Annotated in this window: 18 protein-coding genes; 13 read left to right on the plus strand and 5 right to left on the minus strand. The window is 69.4% G+C overall.

Annotated features, from left to right (window positions below; translation table 11 throughout):
* Positions 1-368 precede the first annotated feature (368 nt).
* The 5 genes from EAT51_RS01780 to flgA form a co-directional block, all read right to left on the minus strand.
* The gene (locus EAT51_RS01780; RefSeq protein WP_165403053.1) at positions 369-1490 is read right to left on the minus strand and encodes an OprO/OprP family phosphate-selective porin; all 1122 of its coding nucleotides are present in this window, start codon (positions 1488-1490) and stop codon (positions 369-371) included.
* 496 nt (positions 1491-1986) lie between these two features.
* Positions 1987-2715, minus strand: coding sequence for a hypothetical protein (locus EAT51_RS01785; protein ID WP_130561191.1), 729 nt, complete (start codon positions 2713-2715; stop codon positions 1987-1989).
* Between the two features lie 196 nt (positions 2716-2911).
* Entirely contained in the window at positions 2912-3259 is a 348-nt protein-coding gene (locus tag EAT51_RS01790; RefSeq protein WP_130515608.1) for a flagellar protein FlgN, read from the minus strand.
* 1 nt (position 3260) lies between these two features.
* Positions 3261-3572 (minus strand): flagellar biosynthesis anti-sigma factor FlgM, encoded by a 312-nt coding sequence (gene flgM, locus EAT51_RS01795; RefSeq protein WP_130515606.1) that lies wholly within the window; start codon positions 3570-3572, stop codon positions 3261-3263.
* A 97-nt stretch (positions 3573-3669) separates the two neighbouring features.
* The gene (gene flgA / locus EAT51_RS01800) at positions 3670-4335 is read right to left on the minus strand and encodes a flagellar basal body P-ring formation chaperone FlgA (RefSeq protein WP_130561192.1); all 666 of its coding nucleotides are present in this window, start codon (positions 4333-4335) and stop codon (positions 3670-3672) included.
* A gap of 544 nt (positions 4336-4879) precedes the next feature.
* Here flgA and flgB point away from each other — a divergent pair.
* The 13 genes from flgB (at position 4880) to fliD (ending at position 19479) form a co-directional block, all read left to right on the plus strand.
* Complete coding sequence (gene flgB, locus EAT51_RS01805) at positions 4880-5254, plus strand: flagellar basal body rod protein FlgB (RefSeq protein ID WP_130561193.1); 375 nt, start codon at positions 4880-4882, stop codon at positions 5252-5254.
* Between the two features lie 13 nt (positions 5255-5267).
* Positions 5268-5675, plus strand: coding sequence for a flagellar basal body rod protein FlgC (gene flgC, locus EAT51_RS01810; RefSeq protein ID WP_130523233.1), 408 nt, complete (start codon positions 5268-5270; stop codon positions 5673-5675).
* A 29-nt stretch (positions 5676-5704) separates the two neighbouring features.
* The gene (locus EAT51_RS01815; protein ID WP_130523232.1) at positions 5705-6400 is read left to right on the plus strand and encodes a flagellar hook assembly protein FlgD; all 696 of its coding nucleotides are present in this window, start codon (positions 5705-5707) and stop codon (positions 6398-6400) included.
* Between the two features lie 36 nt (positions 6401-6436).
* Positions 6437-7657 carry a flagellar hook protein FlgE gene (gene flgE, locus EAT51_RS01820; RefSeq protein ID WP_130561194.1) on the plus strand — a complete coding sequence of 407 codons (1221 nt, stop codon included), beginning with the start codon at positions 6437-6439 and terminating at the stop codon, positions 7655-7657.
* A gap of 350 nt (positions 7658-8007) precedes the next feature.
* On the plus strand, positions 8008-8754 hold the full coding sequence (locus EAT51_RS01825) for a flagellar basal body rod protein FlgF (protein WP_130523230.1): 747 nt from the start codon (positions 8008-8010) through the stop codon (positions 8752-8754).
* 33 nt (positions 8755-8787) lie between these two features.
* Positions 8788-9573, plus strand: coding sequence for a flagellar basal-body rod protein FlgG (flgG, locus tag EAT51_RS01830; RefSeq protein WP_130515592.1), 786 nt, complete (start codon positions 8788-8790; stop codon positions 9571-9573).
* Positions 9574-9581: 8 nt separating this feature from the next.
* Positions 9582-10355, plus strand: a complete 774-nt coding sequence (locus EAT51_RS01835; protein ID WP_130533510.1) for a flagellar basal body L-ring protein FlgH — start codon at positions 9582-9584, stop codon at positions 10353-10355.
* An 11-nt stretch (positions 10356-10366) separates the two neighbouring features.
* Complete coding sequence (locus EAT51_RS01840) at positions 10367-11479, plus strand: flagellar basal body P-ring protein FlgI (protein WP_130515588.1); 1113 nt, start codon at positions 10367-10369, stop codon at positions 11477-11479.
* Positions 11480-11990: 511 nt separating this feature from the next.
* On the plus strand, positions 11991-13157 hold the full coding sequence (gene flgJ / locus EAT51_RS01850; protein WP_130561196.1) for a flagellar assembly peptidoglycan hydrolase FlgJ: 1167 nt from the start codon (positions 11991-11993) through the stop codon (positions 13155-13157).
* Between the two features lie 19 nt (positions 13158-13176).
* Complete coding sequence (flgK, locus tag EAT51_RS01855) at positions 13177-15069, plus strand: flagellar hook-associated protein FlgK (RefSeq protein ID WP_130561197.1); 1893 nt, start codon at positions 13177-13179, stop codon at positions 15067-15069.
* Positions 15070-15084: 15 nt separating this feature from the next.
* Positions 15085-16287, plus strand: coding sequence for a flagellar hook-associated protein FlgL (gene flgL, locus EAT51_RS01860; protein ID WP_130561198.1), 1203 nt, complete (start codon positions 15085-15087; stop codon positions 16285-16287).
* Between the two features lie 464 nt (positions 16288-16751).
* The gene (locus tag EAT51_RS01865) at positions 16752-17906 is read left to right on the plus strand and encodes a flagellin N-terminal helical domain-containing protein (RefSeq protein WP_130561199.1); all 1155 of its coding nucleotides are present in this window, start codon (positions 16752-16754) and stop codon (positions 17904-17906) included.
* Positions 17907-18120: 214 nt separating this feature from the next.
* On the plus strand, positions 18121-19479 hold the full coding sequence (fliD, locus tag EAT51_RS01870; protein ID WP_130561200.1) for a flagellar filament capping protein FliD: 1359 nt from the start codon (positions 18121-18123) through the stop codon (positions 19477-19479).
* Positions 19480-19487 lie beyond the last annotated feature (8 nt).

Here is a 19487-nt window from a genome sequence, read left to right on the forward strand (position 1 = left end):
AGGAAATCATCGACTTGAGGCCCCCTCCCTTGCGCGCAGCGCAGGGGAGGGATGGGGAGGGGTCGAGGCTTTCCCGGTCAAGCCACAGAAGCGAAGAGCAAAAGCACCCCACCCCGGCCCTCCCCTTCGCCTGCGGCGAAAGGGAGGGGGCAAGGCGCTTGCCCAACGCCTTTGGGTCTAAAGCAGTCCTGATCTTTCCGACCGCGGCGCCTCGACCCGGCCGGGCGCGGCTCCTCGGCCAAGTGGGCTCTCCGCCCACGTGCGCATGTCATCCGGTACACGTCCCGCGCACGCTAATGAAAAACCACAAAAAAAAGCGGGCCCGAAGGCCCGCTCTCTTCCACGTCGAAGGACGCGGCGCGGCGTGCTTAGAACATCACCTGCGCGCGCACTTCGAAGGCGTTGGGGTCGACTTCCACGCCGGCGCGGCGGCTGTAGGCCTTGATGTAGTTGGCCTGCACCTTGAAGTGCTTGGAGTAGTAGTAGTTGGCGCCCACGGTCCAGTCGTGCTGGTAGCCGCCGCGGATGCCGGCGTCGTTGAGGTCCAGGTCGCTGTAGCGCAGCAGCAGTTCCACGGCGCCGGCGGGGTTCTTGGGCACGACGTTGCCGAGCGTGCCGTTGTAGGGGCGCGACTCGCCGGTGACGATCCAGCTGCCGTAGACGGTGTTGCCCTGGGCGTGGAAGTCGCTGTAGCCATCGCGCGCGACCTGTTCCTCCAGGTGCTCGGCCAGCACGGTGAACGGGCCGGCGATGCGGATGAACTCCAGGCCGCCGCGTTCGATATGGGTGGTGCCCGGCAGGGCACCGCTGTCGATCAGGCGCGTGTCGGTCAGGCCAGCCTCGATCTTGGTGCGCACGCGGGTGGAGGTGGCGTCCGGGTTCTCGACCGAATAGCCCACGCCCAGGTGGATGACATCGCCCTCGGCCTTGTGCGGCGTCCAGGCGAAGTGACCCGCCATGGTCGTGCCGGAGTTGGTGCCTTCCATCGTCGCGCCGGACAGCGCCTGCAGCTGCACGTTCCAGGTCTTGCGGGTCAGCGACCACTCCACGCCGGTGCGCCGGCCTTCGTAGATGGCCTGGGTGGCCAGCGGCGCTTCCAGGAAGGAGATGGTGCGCGAGGCGCCGACCGAGTCCAGGCCGATCGGGGTCTTGAAGTAGCCCACGCGGATGGCGCCGTAGTCCTTGCCGAACCAGGCCTTGGTCTGGAAGCGCGCGGCCACGTCCAGCCACAGATGCGACTGGTAGTCGTACTGGGCGCCGATCTCGAACACGCCATCGAGCTTGTAGAACGCGCCGAACTCCTTGCGCCGCATGTCGTCGGCGTTCTCGAAGCGCGCGTCGTCGCCGCTGAAGTGGTTCTGGTCGTAGGCGAAGTTGCCGGTGATGCCCAGCTGCCCGCCGTTGTCGAATTTGTAGCTGGTCGGCCAGTCCGCCGCGCTCGCAGCGCCCGCGGCGCACAGAAGACCTGCGGTGAGCAGTGTCCGCTTCATGTTCTCTCCCAATGTGCTTGTGCATGCCCAGGCGCGGCGTTTGGCCGCGTGGCATGCGGGTGTGACGGCTTTGTCAGCCAGATGACGTGTGCAGGACTTTAGTCGCCCGCGCCGGCCGGGCTGTATAGCCCAATCGTCGAAAGTGCGGGTCGCGGGCAGGCCGTGGGCCCGCGACATCGGGCCGCGATGCGCCTGAACGGGGACGCGGCGTGGTGGGGACGGAGCGAGGTGGCGAGGGCATCGCCAGGCACGCGGATCAAGGGCGGCTCCCGGGCAGATCGAGGCCGGCCAGTGCATCACGCCGCGCGCGGCGCGGTGATAAGCATCGACCATGAACAGATGCCGCAGGCGCATCAGCGCCCTTCGCACTCACCGCCTTCAACCCCAACGCCAGCGAAGACCCACCTACCGTCATTCCCGCGAACGCGGGAATGACGGATGGACGGATGGCTTGCTTCTGACGCCAGCCAGCAGATCCCCGCCAACGACCAATCGCCTACTTCCCGCCCCACCCCGGCATCTGCGCCGTATCCAGGCCACCGGTCTCGAACTCGGCCGTGCGCGTGCCACCGGCCTTGACCGGGAACTCGATCTTCAGTGTCTTGGCCTGCGCGGCCAGCTTCCACAGGCCCTTGTAGTCCTCGATGAACATGGCAATGGCCTCATCGGTGTCCGGGCGCCAGGCGTCCATCGCCTTGGGCTTGCCGTCGTCGACGCTGACCTTGACCTTGCAGCCCTTCAGGCACGGGAAGTCGCCGGCCTTGAGCACCAGATAGGCGCTGCGCTTCCACTCGGGGTGGTCGCGGAACACCAGCTGCACGTCCTGCTTGCGGCCGCTGCCGTCGGTGTCCAGCGGCTCGGCGCTCATGATCGAGGCCGAGACCTGGGCGCCCTTGCCGATCATCACCTGGTTGTAGTTCCACAGGTTGGCCAGTCGGCGCTGTTCGCGCGCGGCGTCGGCCTTGGACTTGGCCTCGTCGTACTGCGCCTGGATCTTCTGCGCGGCCGGGCTGTCGGGATACTGCTGCAGCAGCGCGCTGCCGTGGGCGCGGGCCAGGTCCCAGTTCTGCGCGGTATAGGCCTGATCGAACTGCGCGGCCAGCGCGTCGGCGGCCTTGGCCTGCGCGGCGGCCTGCTGGGCGGCCTGTTCGCGGCGCTGGGCCTCCTGGTCGGTGCAGCCTGCCAGGGCCAGGGCACACAGGGCGACGGACAGCACGGCTTTCATCACGGGCGACTCCTCAACGGCGGGCGGGTTCGGGCCCGCCGGCGCGCTTGGGAGTTGCTTGCACCGGTTCAGTCAGTCGGTGACCAGCGAAGCCAGGCGGCGCGTGGCGAGGCACACGGCGCACAGCGTACAGGGCGTGGCTGCGCCTGCCGAGCGCGGTCGGGCCCGCCCGTGGGCAGGCATCGCCGCAGGCCGCTCAGACGACGGCGAGGCTGCGCCCGTGGGCGCGCGTGCCGGCCAGGCCGGCGGCGTTGTAGGTGCCGGTGGATTCGACGCGGCCGAGGTGGCGCAGCGCCCAGTCCACTTCGCGGCGGCGGCGCGCCAGCAGCACGCCGTTGGCCTGGTTGAGCCGACGCAGATCGTCCAGGCGTTCGGCGGCGGCGGCCGGCGGCGGGTTGGCCTCGGCCTGGCGCAGCGCGCGCACCTTGGCCTCGGTGGAGGCCAGCAGGGCCATCACATCGTTGTCCAGCAGCGCGCGGCGTTCTTCCTGCAGCGCCTGCTCCAGCGCGCCCAGCGGGCCGTGGTCGAGCGTGGCGGTCGTCATGTCAGCCTCCCAGCTCGCGGTCCAGGTCGAGCATGCGCGAGGCGATGGCCTGCGGGTCGATCGTGTAGCGGCCGTGGGCGATGGCGTCCTTGAGCGCGGCGACGCGCCCCATGTCGATGCCGGCCGGCGCCGATCCCAGTTCACGTCCCATGGCCTTGAGTCCTTCTGCGTCGCCGGTCAGGCTGAGGCGGTCGGTCTCGGCCGTGGCGGAAATGGGTTCGTTGCGCGCGCCACCGACCCGCGTGGCCGCCAGCGAGGCGGCGACGGTGGCGGCGTGTGCGGCCGGCGGCAGTCCGTCGATCTTGTAGCTCATGGGGCACTCCTGAAGTGCTTCAGTCGAACCCGGTAACGGCGTCCCAGGCAGGAACTTGAGACCTGGGTGACATATTTTGTCACGTGCCTGTTCAGCTTCACTGGACGACGTCCACTTCGCCGGGGACCAGCGATACGCGGCCGCGTACCACCTTGTTGGAGGCGCTGTTCTGCACGGCCACGCGCTGGCCGGCCTGGGCGTTGCCCAGGGCCACGCCGGGCATGCGGATCTCCGCCCCGGCCACGCGCGAGACCAGCACGACCGGGTCGCCGCGGTGCAGCGGCTGGCCCTGCTGCAGGTCGCCGGCGGTGACGATGTCGCCGGCCGACAGGGCGCGGGCGGCGATGGCGCCGGTCAGCTGCTCGGGGCTGGCGAAGGTCGCGCCTTCGGTGGTGCCCAGGTCGCGGCGCTGGACGACCAGGTTGGCGTTGGCCACCGGTTCGCCCGGGCGCACCGGGCCACCGGCCACGACCACGTCGGCCTCGCGGCGCACGGTCACCGGGACGAAGATCTTCCAGCCCGGGGCATCGTCGCAGCGCACCTGGGCCATGCGCGTGCCCTGGGCCACGGCCTGCAGGGGCTGGGTGCAGGCCACCAGCCGCAGGGCGTTGTCCAGACGCGCCTCGCCCTGCGCCTGCGGGCCGCCGACCGCCTGCAGCGCCGCGGCGCGCACGGCGTCGAGCGACTGCAGTTCGGCGGCACGGCCATTGCCGGGCGCCAGCGCGGCCAGGGACAGGACGACGGAAGCGAGGCATCGGTTCATGGCGGGCGTGGGTGCAAGTCCTGTGCCGGTGGGGGCGAGGCCATGCGCTTTCAGTCATCTGGGATCGCCCCCTCCCTTTCGCGAAGCGAAGGGGAGGGATGGGGAGGGGTGCCTTTGCTTTTGCTTTTTTCGTGATGGGCGAGAAGGAGCAACGGCAACAGCAACAGCAACAAAATCAAAAGCCAACCCCTCCCCAGCCCTCCCCTGCTTCGCAAGGGAGGGGGCCAAGCAGCATTGCGGGGGAGGGAGACCAAGCGTTGCATCGCGAGACGCGCGCGAGGGGATGAGAGGCGCGAACTGCGCAGTGCGTCGCAGGTGCCGGATTTTTGGCAAGGCGGTGGCGAGCGTGTCGCCTGGCACGCGCTCGCCGCTGTGCGCCCGTACCGAACACGCCGCCGCACCAAAACCCAGTTAGTGCTCGCGCGCGTAGGCGCATGACCACCCGCGCATCAAAGCCGTCGGCATCCCGACACGCGTGCCTGCGCGCCGGGCGTGGCACGCCGCTTGCCTTGCCCTGGACGTACATCCGTCCCCGGAGCGTCCCATGTCCGACTTCCTTGGTATCCACGGCACTGCGCTGGCCATCCGCGAGCAGCGGCTGCAGCTGCTGGCCTCGAACATCGCCAACGCCGACACCCCCGGCTACCAGGCGCAGGACCTGGACTTCAACGCGGCCCTGGGCGCGGCCCTGCAGGCCCCGGCCGGCGCCAACGCGCTGGAGGGCGGCAACGCCATCGGCCAGGCCGGCGCGGCGGCGCATTTCTACCGCCCGTCCAGCCAGCCCAGCCTGGACGGCAACACCGTGGACGGCGATCGCGAGAACGCCGCCTACGCCCAGGCCACGCTGGAGTACCGAGCCTCGCTGTCGTTCATCGAATCCAAGGTGCGGTCGATACTGACCGCCATCACCGGCCAGTAAGCGAGGTCCCGCCATGAGCAACCTGCCCATCTTCGACGTCGCCGGTTCGGCGATGAACGCCCAGTCGGTGCGACTGAGCACGGTGGCCTCCAACCTGGCCAACGCCGACTCGGTCTCCGGCGATCCCAACAGCGTGTTCCGCGCCAAGCAGCCGGTGTTCACCACCGAACAGGTCGGCAACAACCCGGCGCTGGTCGGCGTGCGCACGGCCGCCGTGCAGGACTCCAACGCCGCGCCGATCAAGCGCTACGAGCCGGGCAACCCGCTGGCCGACGGCAATGGCTACGTCTACGCGCCGGACATCGATCCGGTGGCGCAGATGGTCGACCTGATCTCGGCCACGCGCAGCTACCAGGCCAACGTGGAGGTCTTCAACAGCGCCAAGGACACGGCCACCGCCACCTTGAACATGGGCCGCTAAGCGGCTCTTCCCAGGACAACACCCACACCATGGTCACCACCACCGCCAGCACCGACAAGCTCACCGCCCTGGGCCTGAGTAGCACCGCCAAGTCCACCAGCGACAAGAACGCCTCGACCGGCGCGCTGGGCCAGGCCGACTTCCTCAAGCTGATGACCGAGCAGCTGAAGAACCAGGATCCGCTCAAGCCGCTGGACAGCCAGCAGTTCCTGGGCCAGCTGGCGCAGTTCTCCACGGTGCAGGGCATCGAGGGCATGCAGACGGCGATGGGCTCGATGGCCAGCGTCATGGAGTCCGACCAGACCCTGCGCGCGGCCTCGCTGGTCGGCCACGACGCGATGGTCACGGCCTCCTCGGTCGCCCACACCGCCGGCACCACGCTGGACGGCGAGATCACCGCCGCCACCGCCGGCCCGGTCACCCTGCAGGTCACCGACGCCAACGGCAACGTAGTGCGCACCCTGCAGGTGGAGGCGGCGGCGTCCGGCGCCACCGCGTTCCACTGGGACGGCCTGACCGACAGCGGCACGGCCGCCGGCACCGGCACCTACACCCTCAAGGCGGTGACCGGCTCGGTGGCCGCCGCCGACATGAAATCCGCCACCGCCCTGGACATCGGGGTGATGGCGCATGTGGACAGCGTCTCGATCGAGTCCACCGGACTGACCCTGAACCTGGCGGGCGTGGGCGGCTTCCCGCTGTCCTCGATCCGCCGCGTCAGCTGATCCCTCTCACCGTCACGCCTCCACGGAGAACCTTCCATGAGCTTCCGCATTTCCTTAAGCGGCATGAACGCCGCCTCGTCCGACCTGAACGTCGTTTCCAACAACATCGCCAACAGCAACACCACCGGCTTCAAGAGCAGCCGCGCCGAGTTCGGCGACGTGTTCGCGGCCTCGGTCTATGGCGTGTCCAGCAACGCCACCGGCGCCGGCGCGCGCCTGCAGCGGGTGGCCCAGCAGTTCACCCAGGGCAACATCGACTTCACCGGCAACTCGCTGGACATAGCGGTCTCCGGCCAGGGCTTCTTCACCCTGTCCGACAACGGCACCACGGTCTATTCGCGCGCCGGCAACTTCAGCACCGACGCCAGCGGTTACGTGGTCAACCCGTCCGGCCAGCGCCTGCAGGTGTTCGCGCCCAACGACGACGGCACCACCTTCAACACCGGCAAGCTCAGCGACCTGCAGCTGGCCACCGGCGATGCGCCGCCCAAGGTCACCACCAAGGTCCAGGCCAGCGTGACCCTGCCCGGCAACGCCACCGCGCCGACCAACAGCCCGTTCAACGCCGCCGACCCGACCACCTACAGCCAGACCACCTCGCTGACGGTGTACGACTCGCTGGGCGCGGCGCACACCCAGTCGCTGTACTTCAGCAAGACCGCCAATGCCAACGAATGGACGGTGCAGACCCAGATCGACGGGGTCAGCGTGGGCGGCGCGCAGACGCTGACCTACGATTCCAGCGGTGCGCTGGTCAGCCCGGCCAACGGCCAGCTCGCCCTGCCCGCCTACACCCCGCCCGGCGGCGCCGGCGCGATGGCGCTGAACCTGGACCTGAGCAAGTCGGCGCAGTACGGGCAGAAGTTCGCCGTGTCGGCGCTGAACCAGGACGGCTACGGCACCGGCAGCCTGTCGGGCATCTCGGTGTCGTCCGAGGGCGTGGTCCAGGCCAGCTACTCCAACGGCGTGACCAAGGCGATCGGCCAGGTCGCCCTGAGCAGCTTCGCCAGCCCGCAGGGCCTGCAGCAGAAGGGCGACAACGCCTTCGCCGAGACCTTCGCCTCGGGCCAGGCGGTGCGCGGCGCGGCCGGCACCTCGGACTTCGGCCTGGTCCAGGGGGGCGCGCTGGAGGCCTCCAACGTCGACCAGACCGCCGAGCTGGTCAACATGATCAGCGCCCAGCGCAACTTCCAGGCCAACGCGCAGATGATCCAGACCCAGGACCAGATCACCCAGACGATCATCAACCTGCGGTAATCGCTCTTGCCCCCTCCCTTGCGAAGCAGGGGAGCTCGAAGTCGCGGTTAGCGACTGAGGAGGGGTTGGCTTTTGTTGTTGCTGTTGCGTTGGATGTCGCTGTTGCTGTCGCACAGAAGCAAGAGCACCCCTCCCCAACCCTCCCCTTCGCTGCGCGAAAGGGAGGGGGCCAAAAGCCAAAGCGAAAGCGCCGGCCCTGTGCCGGCGCTTTCGCTTTGACGGCCGCATGCCGCGTCGGAATGACGTCTTCCTGCGCGCCTCTTGCGTTCTTGCGGATCGCGCGTCTCGCTCACTCCTCACTCCTCTCCACTCACTCCTCGCCCCCGGCACACCACTTGCATGCTCCGGGCATGGACAGAGCCCTCTACATCGCCATGACCGGCGCCAGCGCGACGCTCAAGTCGCAGGCGACCGTGTCCCACAACCTGGCCAATGCGCAGACCGTCGGCTTCCAGGCCACGCTCGATGCGACCCAGGCGATGCCGGTGACCGGCAACGGGCTGGCCTCGCGCGTGGCCACCGCCCAGCGCCTGGTCGGCGTCTCCGATGCCAGCGGTTCGCTCAGCACCACCGGCAACGGCATGGACGTGGCGCTGCAGCCAGGCCACTGGTTCGCCGTGCAGGACAAGGCCGGCGGCACCGCCTACACCCGCGCCGGCGACCTGAAGATCACCCAGAACGGCCTGCTCACCACCTCCTCCGGCCTGCAGCTGCTCGATGCCGGCGGCGCGCCGATGGTGATCCCGCCCAACGACGGCATGGACATCGGCGCCGACGGCACGATCTCGGTCATTCCGCAGGGCTCGCCTGCCTCATCGATGACCCAGATCGGCCGCCTGCAGGTGGTGCGCACCAGCACCCTGGACCTGGCCCGCGGCGAGGATGGACTGATGCGCCAGGCGCCGGGTGCGCCCGCACCGACGCCGGCCGCCGGCGCGGTGCTCTCCACCGGCGTGCTGGAGAACAGCAATGTCGATGCCACCGGTTCGCTGGTGTCGATGATCGAGCTGGCGCGCCAGTTCGAGATGCAGGTACGCGTCTTGCACAGCGGAGACGAGACCGCGCAGAGCGCCAATTCCCTGCTGCGTTCGAGCTGACCCCCTGCCCCTTTCCCGTAACGGAGAACCGCCATGACCCAGGCGCTTTGGATCGCCAAGACCGGCCTCGACGCGCAGCAGACGCGCATGGCGGTCATCTCCAACAATCTCGCCAACATCAACACGACCGGCTTCAAGCGCGACCGTGCCAATTTCGAGGACCTGCTGTATCAGACCCAGCGCCAGCCCGGCGGTGCGACCTCCGAGCAGACGATGCTGCCCTCGGGCATGTCCACCGGCACCGGCGTGCGCGTGGCCACCACGGCCAAGTCCTTCACCCAGGGCAACCTGAGCCAGACCGGCAACGCGCTGGACGTGGCGATCAACGGCCGCGGCTTCTTCGAGGTGCTGCTGCCCGATGGCTCGTCGGCCTATACCCGCGACGGCGCCTTCCAGGTCAACGCCGAGAACGAGGTGGTGACCAACGAGGGCTATCCGGTGCAGCCGGGCCTGCAGATCCCCGAAGGCGCGCAGAGCATCACCATCGGCAGCGACGGCACCGTCAGCGTGCAGCTGGCCGGCCAGGCCGCGGCCACGCAGGTGGGCCAGCTGACCGTCACCGACTTCGTCAACCCGGCCGGCCTGCAGTCCAAGGGCGGCAATCTGTACACCGAGACCGGCGCCTCCGGTCCGGCCCAGACCGGCACGCCGGGCGAGAACGGCGCCGGCCTGCTGATCCAGGGCTCGCTGGAAGGCTCCAACGTCAACAGCGTCGAAGAGCTGGTGTCGATGATCGAGACCCAGCGCGCCTACGAAACCAATGCCAAGGCCATCAGCACCGTCGATTCGATGCTGGGCTTCCTCAACCAGAACCTGTGACCGCCGCCATGCGTGTGCTCCTGTCTTTCGCCCTGCTCTGCGCCCTCGGCGCGCTCACCGGCTGCGCCACGGTGGTCGGCGACGTGCGTCCCTTCTCCGACCAGCTGGCACCGCAGCAGGCGCTGGACAAGAACACGCTGCTGGGCCGCTCGCCGGGCCAGTACACCCAGCTGCCCTCGCCGCAGCCGGGCTATGCGCAGCCGGCGCCGGGCGATGGCGGGGGCTCGATCTTCGCCACCGCCGCCGACGGCAGCGGCAACCGCGGCATTCGCCTGTTCCAGGACAACAAGGCGCGCGAGGTCGGCGACCTGCTGACCATCGTGCTGGTGGAGAGCACCAGCGCCAAGTCCAACGCCAAGACCGGCATCAGCAAGAACGACAGCATCGCCATGGGCGCGCCGACCGTGCTCGGCCAGAGCGTGACCTACAACGGCAAGAACATCCTGCAGGCCGAGGTGGACGCCAAGCGCGGCTTCAACGGCGCCGGCGACACCCAGCAGAGCAACTCGCTGGATGGCGACATCACCGTGACCGTGGTTCAGCGCCTGGGCAACGGCAACCTGCGCGTGGCCGGCGAGAAGCAGGTCCGCCTGAACCAGGGCGATGAGCTGGTGCAGGTGCAGGGCATCGTGCGCGTGGCCGACATCGGCCCGGACAACCGCATCACCTCCGACCGCGTGGGCGATGCCCGCATCGTGTACGGCGGCCGTGGCGCCGTGGCGCGTTCCAACGCCATGGGCTGGCTGAGCCGCTTCTTCAATTCCGCTGCCGCGCCCTACTGAGTAACGCCGCCATGCGTGCTTCGAATTCCCGTCTTGTCACCGCCGTGCTGGCCCTGGCCGCGCTCATCGCCGCTCCCGCCCAGGCCGAACGCATCAAGGACCTGGCCCAGGTGGCCGGGGTGCGCGGCAACCAGCTGGTCGGCTATGGCCTGGTCGTGGGCCTGGACGGCAGCGGCGATCGCACCAGCCAGACGCCCTTCACGGTGCAGAGCCTGAAGACCATGCTCGACCAGCTGGGCGTGACCCTGCCGCCGGGCACCAATCCGCAGCTGAAGAACGTCGCCGCGGTGGCCATCCAGGCCGAACTGCCGCCGTTCGCCAAGCCGGGCCAGACCATCGATGTGACCGTGTCCTCGATCGGCAACGCCGGCTCGCTGCGCGGCGGCGCGCTGCTGATGGCGCCACTGCGCGGTGCCGACGGCCAGATCTACGCCATGGCCCAGGGCACGCTGGTGGTCAGCGGCTTCGGCGCCTCGGGCAAGGACGGCTCCAAGATCTCGGTCAACGCGCCCAACGGCGGCTCGATTCCCAACGGCGCCACAATCGAACGCCCCGCGCCCGGCGGCGGCGCCGACAACGGCCTGGTCACGCTGAACCTGCACGAGGCCGACTTCACCACCGCCTCGCGCATCGTCGATGCGGTCAACCGCACCTTCGGCAACGGCCGCGCGCAGGCGGTGGATCCGGTCACCATCCAGATCGCCGCCCCGCCCGGCAACCGCATCGGCTTCATGGCCCAGCTCGAGTCGCTGGACGTCAGCCCCGGCGCGGCCGCGGCCAAGGTGGTGGTCAACGCACGCACCGGCACGGTGGTCATGGGCGGCAACATCGCCGTGCTGCCGGCGGCGGTCTCGCATGGCTCGCTGACCGTGTCGATCAGTGAAAACACGCTGGTCAGCCAGCCCGAACCCTTCTCGCGCGGCGGCCAGACCGCGGTGGTCCCGCAGTCCACCATCAGCGCCACCGCCGAGGGCGGCAAGATGTTCATGTTCCAGGGCGGCACCTCGCTGGAGTCCATCGTCCGAGCGGTCAACGCCGTCGGCGCCGCACCGGGCGACCTGGTGGCGATCCTCGAAGCGCTGAAGCGCGCCGGGGCGCTGCGGGCGGAGCTGGAGATTATTTAAGGGGTGAGGGGTTAGGAGTGGGGTTGGCGCTTTTCGTTCGCGCCTGAGGGTGAGTTCGCCTGAAGCGACGCTTCTGCCCCCTCCCTTTCGCGCAGCGAAGGGGAGGGCTGGGGAGGGGTCGCTTTTCGCTTGATGCAACGGCGAAGGCAAAAGCGACAACAACAGCAAAAGCAAAAGCCAACCCCTCCCCAGCCCTCCCCTGCTTCGCAAGGGAGGGGGCAGACCCCGAGGTCGGAGATGCTGTTGCCCGACTCCCGACTCCCGACTCCCGACTCCCGACTCCCGACTCCCGAATCCCGATTCCCGATTCCCGATTCCCGATTCCCGATTCCCGATTCCCGATTCCCGATTCCCGATTCCCGATTCCCGAATCCCGAATCCCGAATCCCGAATCCCGATTCCCGATTCCCGATTCCCAGCTCCACACCCCGCCGACCTTTTGACACCCCCCGGCACAGCTCTTGCCTAGGAAGGAACGACACCGCTTTCCCGGCCCGCCCGACCTACCGCCATGACCCTGCAGCTGCCCGGCACCACTGCACTGCCCCTGACGAAGTCGCATACCGCTTCGCCCGAGCAGATCAAGAAGGCCTCGAAGGAACTGGAGACCCAGTTCGCCTCGATGCTGGTCAAGTCCATGCGCGGCACCACCGGCGGCGATCCGCTGGCCGGCGGCGATACCACCTACCGCGACATGTACGACCAGCAGCTGGCCAAGGAGCTGACCAAGGGCCGCGGCCTGGGCCTGCAGGCGGTGATCGAGAAACAGCTGAGCCGCGACAACGGCGGCAGCGCGGCCGGCCAGGCGCTGGACACGACGCTGCCGGCGGCCCGCGGCGCGCAGGGCGCGCCGATGCGACTGGACACTTCAGCGCGCGCCAGCGCCTTCCCGCTGTCCGGCGTGCTGCCGCTGCGCGCGCCCAATGCGTCCTCCGGCGCGACGCCCGTGGCCGGCGTCGGCGGCCTGTCGCTGGCGGCCTCGCATGCCGGGGTGTCGCTGCAGGCGCTGCCGGCCACGGCAACGCCGCTGCCGCCGCCGATCGACGAGGACTGCCAGCTGGACTGCAGCAGTCCGGAGGCCTTCGTCCAATCCATCTGGCCGCACGCGCAGAAGGCCGCGCAGGCCCTGGGCGTCCCGGCCAAGGCGCTGGTCGCCCAGGCCGCGCTGGAGACCGGCTGGGGCCGGCGCCTGGCCGGCAAAGGCGGCGTGACCTCGAACAACCTGTTCGGCATCAAGGCCGGCGCCAGCTGGGACGGCGACAGCGTCAACGTCGCCACCACCGAATACAGCAACGGCGTGCGCCGCTCCGAGCGCGCCAACTTCCGCGCCTACGGCTCGGCCGCCGAGAGCTTCGCCGACTACACGCGCCTGCTCGGCAACGAGCGCTACGCCGGGGCGCGCGGCACCGGCCAGGACACGCACCGCTTCGCCACCGCGCTGCAGCGCGCCGGCTATGCCACCGACCCGCACTACGCCTCCAAGCTGACCGCGATCGCCAACGGCGCCACGATCAACCGCGCGCTGGCCAGCCTGCCCGGCGGCGGCGAACTGGGCCGCTACGGCAACGACGCGCAGCTGGCTTCGGCCCAGCCGGCTACCTCCGCCTCCGGCGCCGGCGTGGACACCTCGGTGTTCGCCGCGCTCGGCGACCGCTATCGCGCCGTGGCGCGCTATTGACCTCTGACAGGACCGCGCCATGACCAGTCTGCTTTCCACCGGTAGCTCGGCCCTGTTGGCGTTCCAGCGCGCGCTGGGCACCGTCAGCAACAACGTGGCCAACGCCACCACCGAGGGCTACAGCCGTCAGCGCGTGAGCCTGGCCGCGCGCGTGGGCAACAACATCGCCGCCGGCGTGGGCAACAGCGGCCAGGGCGTGGACGTGGCCGCGCTGCAGCGCCTGGCCGACGGGCTGGTGTTCGCCCGCCAGGTGGACAGCAGCGGCGAGGTCGGGCGCCTGACCAGCCTGTCGTCGATGGCCGGGCGGGTCGATACGCTGCTGTCCGATTCGAGCACGGGCCTGTCCACGCCGATGTCGGCCTTCTTCGATGCCGCGCGCGGGGTGTCCAGCGACCCGACCAGCACCAGCGCGCGCGAGGCCTTGCTGGCCGCGGCCCGGTCGCTGGCCGGCCGCTTCAATTCCCTCGATGGCCAGCTGTCCACCATCGACGATGAGACCAACCAGAACCTCTCCGACAAGGTCGGCCAGGCCAACCAGCTGGCCAAGGAGATCGCCGACCTCAACAAGACCATCGCCTCCTCCGGCGCCAACGCCTCGGCCGAACTGCTGGACGCGCGGGATCTGCGTGTGACCAAGCTGGCCGGGCTGATCGGGGCGACGACGGTCCAGCAGACCGACGGTTCGCTGAGCGTGTTCACCACCGGCGGCCAGCCGCTGGTGATCGGCGCCAAGGCCAGCACGCTGACCGCGCTGCAGGACCCGGACCAGCCCGGGCGGCTGCAGGTGGGCCTGGATGCGGGCAACGGCACGCCGGTGCGCCTGCCCGATGCCTCGATCTCGGGCGAGCTTGGCGGCCTGCTGCAGTTCCGCACCAACGTGCTCGACCCGGCGCGCAACGAACTCGGCCGCCTGGCCACCGGCGTGGCGCTGGCCTTCAACCAGGCCCAGGCCAACGGCGTGGACTACAACGGCCAGATCGGCGCCGACCTGTTCAAGCTGGCCGCACCGGCGGTGGCGTCCAACGCGGCCAACACCGGCTCGGCGAGCTTCGCCGCCACGGTCGGCGACGTCTCCCAGCTCACCGGCAGCGACATCGTGCTGCGCTACAGCGGCAGCGGCTGGACCGCCCAGCGCGCCGACACCGGCGCGACGGTGCCGATGAGCGGCGACGGCTCGGCCGGCAACCCGTTCGTCGTGCAGGGCGTGTCGCTGGTGCTGTCAGGCTCGGCCGCGGCCGGCGACAAGTTCACCGTGCGCCCGACCACCGGCGCGGCCGGCAGCCTGACGGTGACGATGAGCGACCCGACCGGCATCGCCGCGGCCGGCGCCATCAGCGCCAGCGCCGCCACCAGCAACCTGGGCAAGGCCTCGGTGGCGAGCACGGCGGTGACCAGCGCCAGCGCCTTCGCCTCCTTCAGCGGCGCGCACATCGAATTCATCGACGACACCACCTACACCATCAACGGTGGCAGTCCGCAGACCTATAGCGGGGGTGCCATCAGCGACCCGGCCGGCGGCTGGTCGATCACCCTCAAGGGTACGCCCACGGCGGGCGACAGCTTCAGCCTGGCGCCGACGCCCGCACGCTCGTCCAGTAATGCCAATGCCCAGGCGTTCTCGACCCTGGATACCAAGCAACTGCTCAGCGGGGGCACCCAGTCGCTGACGATGGCCATGAGCCAGCTCACCGCCAAGGCCGGCACCGAGGCCAGCCACGCGCAGATGAGCCTGGAGGCGCAGCAGACCATCGATGCGCAGGTCAGCGCCGAGCGCGAGTCGGTCAGCGGCGTCAACCTCGATGAGGAAGCGGCCGACATGATGAAGTTCCAGCAGGCCTACCAGGCCGCCGCGCAGGTGCTCAAGACCGCCGACACCCTGTTCCAGACCCTTCTGTCCGCCGTGGCGCGCTGAACCCGGAGCCTGTTCATGACCCTTCGTCTTTCCACCAACGGCATGCACCAGCAGAGTCTGGCCGCGATGCTGGCCCAGCAGTCCAAGGTCTCGCGCACGCAGCTAGAGCTGACCACGCAGAAGAAGCTGATCACCGCGGCCGACGACCCGGCCGGCATGGCCCAGGCCGAGCGCCTGGACCACGCGCTGTCCACGCTGGACCAGCAGGACAAGGACGCGGCGCTGGTCGAGCACCGGCTGCGCTCGCAGGAGCAGGCCCTGAGCGATGTCGGCACGCAGCTGGACCGCGCGCGCGAGCTGACCATCCAGGCCAACACCGCCACCGTCTCGGACAGCGACCGCGCCTCGATCGCCGACGAGCTGCGCCAGATCCGCGCGGCCATCCTGGCCATCGCCAACCGCGACGACGGCACCGGCAAGCAGTTGTTCGCCGGATCGCGCGATGGCGTGATCCCCTTCGCGCAGAACGCCAGCGGCCAGGTCACCTATGTCGGCGACGACGGCCAGAACCAGGTCGAGGTGGCGCCCAACCTCAAGGTGGCCGACACCGATCCGGGCAGCGACCTGTTCCTGCGCGTGCGCACCGGCGATGGCATCAGCGTGGCCAGCGTGGGCGCCGGCAACACCGGCACCGGCGTGCTGGGCAACAGCTCGGTGATCGACAGCGGCGCCTGGAACGGGCAGTCGGTCACCGTGAAGTTCACCGCCGCCGACAGCTACCAGATCCTGGACGGCAGCGGCGCGGTCGTCTCCACCGGCACCTACACCGCCGGCAGCGCGATCAGCGGCGGCGGCATCCAGATGACCCTCAGCGGCGCGCCCGCGGCCGGCGACACCTTCACCGTGGGCAAGGCGCCCAACCGCGACATCTTCAGCACGCTGGACAGCCTGGCCACCGCGCTGGAGACCCCGGCCATGACCGATGCGCAGAAGGCCGCGCGCAGCAACGCGCTCAATGGCGCGCTGAGCGACATCGCCAGCGCGCAGGACCACTTCCTGCTGTCGCGCTCGCAGACCGGCTCGCGCCTGGCCGCGCTGGACGATGCCACCGACGCGCGCAGCGCCTACGGCGTCAGCCTGCAGAGCACCCTGTCCAACCTGCGCGACGTCGACCCGGCCGAGGCGGCCAGCCGGCTCTCGCTGCAGCAGGTCGCGCTGGAAGCCGCGCAGAAGACGATGCTCGCGGTGCAAAGCAAGTCACTGTTCGATTTGATGTAGGTCACAGAACGCGACAGGCGTTCGGCTGCTCGGTGGGAGCCGCCAGGGCGGCGATGGGGCTGTCCAGGGAAAGCCTCGTCGCCGCCATGGCGGCTCCCACCAAGCCAGTGCCGTTCTGTGTTTTCGCACAAGAAGCTTCGAGGTCAAGAGCGCGGGAAACAGCGCAAAACAAGGGATTTTTGATCCGGACTCAAGTCCGCGCTCGGGTCGCCGTTACAGGAGGCAAGCGCGTTGGTGTCGCGGCATGACCCACATGACACGTCCGGTTCGCGCTACTGCTTGTGCACGTGTTTGGCATGTCGCGCTGGGAAGAAAGCTCGGATTTCTTTCGACCCAGGGCTAAAGGCGGCGCCGAGCGCGCCGATAACCCCATCAGCAGCGGAGAGGGCCAATCCCGGCCACACCCTGCGGAACCGGCCCCAACCCTCTCAGTCGCCGCCGGACCCTCAACTAGGAGACTTCTCATGTCGTCTGTCATCAATACCAACGTGAGCTCGCTGAACGCTCAGCGCAACCTGACCGCGTCCAGCAGCGACCTGGCCACCGCCATGCAGCGCCTGTCCTCGGGCCTGCGCATCAACAGCGCCAAGGACGACGCGGCTGGCCTCGCCATCAGCCAGCGTATGACCGCCCAGATCCGTGGCCTGGACCAGGCTGCCCGCAACGCCAACGACGGCATCTCGCTGGCGCAGACCGCCGAAGGCGCGCTGAGCGCCATCGGCGACAACCTGCAGCGCATCCGCGAACTGGCCGTGCAGTCGGCCAACGCCACCAACAACTCGACCGACCGCGCCGCGCTGGATCTGGAAGCCCAGGCGCTGAAGGACGAAATCGACCGCGTCGCCACCAGCACCAAGTTCAACGGCGTGAACCTGCTGGACGGCTCGTTCACCGCGCAGGCCTTCCAGGTCGGCGCCAACGTCGGCGACACGATCTCCATCGCCAGCATCGCCAACGCCACCAAGGCCTCGCTGGGCGGCGCCTGGACCTCGACCACCTACACCGCCGACAGCGCCGCGCTGACCTACACCGACGCCACCGCCGCGACCTCGGTGACCATCAACGGCGTGGCCGTGTCCATCGCCGCCGCGTCCGGTCGCACCGCCGCGCAGGCCGCCACCGCGTTCGAGTCGGCGTTCAACACCGCCAAGGCCTCCAGCACCGCGCTGGCCAACGTGTCCTTCGACGATACGAGCGGCAAGTTCACGGTCACCGGCCAGGGCTCGACGGCCACCTTCAGCGCGCTCACCAACGCCGGCGGCGTCAGCGGCACCACGACCGCGGCCGCGACCTCGGTCAGCCACACCGGCCTGACCGACCTCAAGCTGACCACCGCGGCCGATGCCAACGATGCGATCAACCTGATGGATGCGGCCCTGGCCTCGGTCAATACCGCCCGCGCCAACATGGGTGCCATCCAGAACCGCTTCAGCTCGGTGGTGTCCAACCTGTCGACCACCTCGGAGAACCTGTCGGCGGCCCGCAGCCGCATCCAGGACACCGACTACGCAGCCGAGTCGGCCAAGCTGACCCGCAACCAGATCCTGCAGCAGGCCGGTACGGCGATGCTGGCCCAGGCCAACCAGTCGGCCCAGTCGGTGCTGAAGCTGATCTCGTAATCCCAAGCGTCACCAGGACGCGACCTTCCGGTCGCGTCCTGTTCCAAGCCCTCGCGCCGCGCCGGCTTGGAACAGGACGAGCTGCGTCTTCCCACGGCGACCCCACGGTCGCCAGCACGATCGCCCACCCGTTCTTCCCGCCCCGCGAGGACCGCGCCATGCGCAACGCCGACACGCTGCCCACCGCGCCGAGCGCCCTCGCCGGAGGCCGCGCATGACCACCATCGGCAGCACCAGCAGTTCCTCGGGCATCGACCCGGCGACGATGGCCGCGCAGCTGGTCGCCGCCGAACGGGCGCCGACCGACACCCGCTACGCGGCGACGCAGACCAAGATCACCGCCCAGGTCTCGGCCGTGGCCACGCTGCGCTCGGCGTTCTCCAACCTGGATTCCTCGCTCACCGTCCTGCAGGGCGGCAGCACCGCCAACGCGCGCGCCGTCAGCCTGTCAGCCAACACCGGCTTCAGCGCCACGGCGGCCGCGGGCGCGGCGCGCGGCAGCTACAACGTCGAAGTGCTGTCGCTGGCCGCGGCGCAGAAGCTCGCCTCCAGCGGCTTCAGCGGCGACGGCACCGCGGTGGTCGGCACCGGCAACCTCAGCATCAGCTACGGCGGCAAGACGCTGTCGGTGGACATCACCACGGCCAACGGCACGCTGTCGGGCATCCGCGATGCAATCAACACCGCCGCGGGCGGCTCGGGAATCTCGGCGAGCATCGTCACCGGCGACGATGGCGCGCATCTGGTGCTGACCTCGCTCGACGGCGGCACGGCCAACCAGATCTCGGTCAGCGCCAGCGGCGGCGACGGCGGCCTGGCCGCGTTCTCCTACGACGGCAGCGCCGGCAGCGGCATGACCCAGCTGGTGGCCGCCAGCGACGCCCAGGTCAAGGTCGACGGAGTGCTGCGCACCAGCTCGAGCAACACCATCACCGACCTGGTCCAGGGCGTGACCCTGAATCTCAAGGCGGCCGCGCCGGGCACGGTCATCTCCATGGACGTGGCCACCGACACCTCGGCGCAGCTGAGCGCGGTCAAGGACTTCGTCGACAAGTTCAACGCCGCGCTGTACGCCATCGCCAGCACCACCAACTACAACGCCAGTACCAAGGTCGCCGCCGCGCTCAACGGCGATGCGATGGTGCGCGGGGTGACCAGCCAGCTGCGCAACACGCTCAGCGCCAACGTGGTCGACCTCAAGTCGCTGGGCATCAGCATCGGTACCGACGGCACGCTGACCCTGGACCAGACCCAGTTCAACGCGGGGCTGTCCAAGGACCCCGCCGCGCTGAGCCGCGTGTTCGGCAGCGGCAGCGACACCATGGCCGGCAAGATGGCCACGACCATGGGCGCGATGATCGACAGCGGCGGCCTGCTCAGCACGCGCAGCGACAGCCTCACCGCACAGACCAAGAAGCTCGATGCGCAGAAGGAGGCCCTGGACACGCGCATGGCCGCGGCCGAGGCCCGCTACAAGGCGCAGTTCACCGCACTGGACACGATGATGACCAAGCTGCAGAGCACCAGCGACTTCTTGACCCAGCAGCTCAACAAGAGCAGCAGCGAAGACTAATCGACGAG

This window comes from Pseudoxanthomonas winnipegensis, from assembly GCF_004283755.1.
Taxonomy (GTDB): Bacteria; Pseudomonadota; Gammaproteobacteria; order Xanthomonadales; family Xanthomonadaceae; genus Pseudoxanthomonas_A; species Pseudoxanthomonas_A winnipegensis.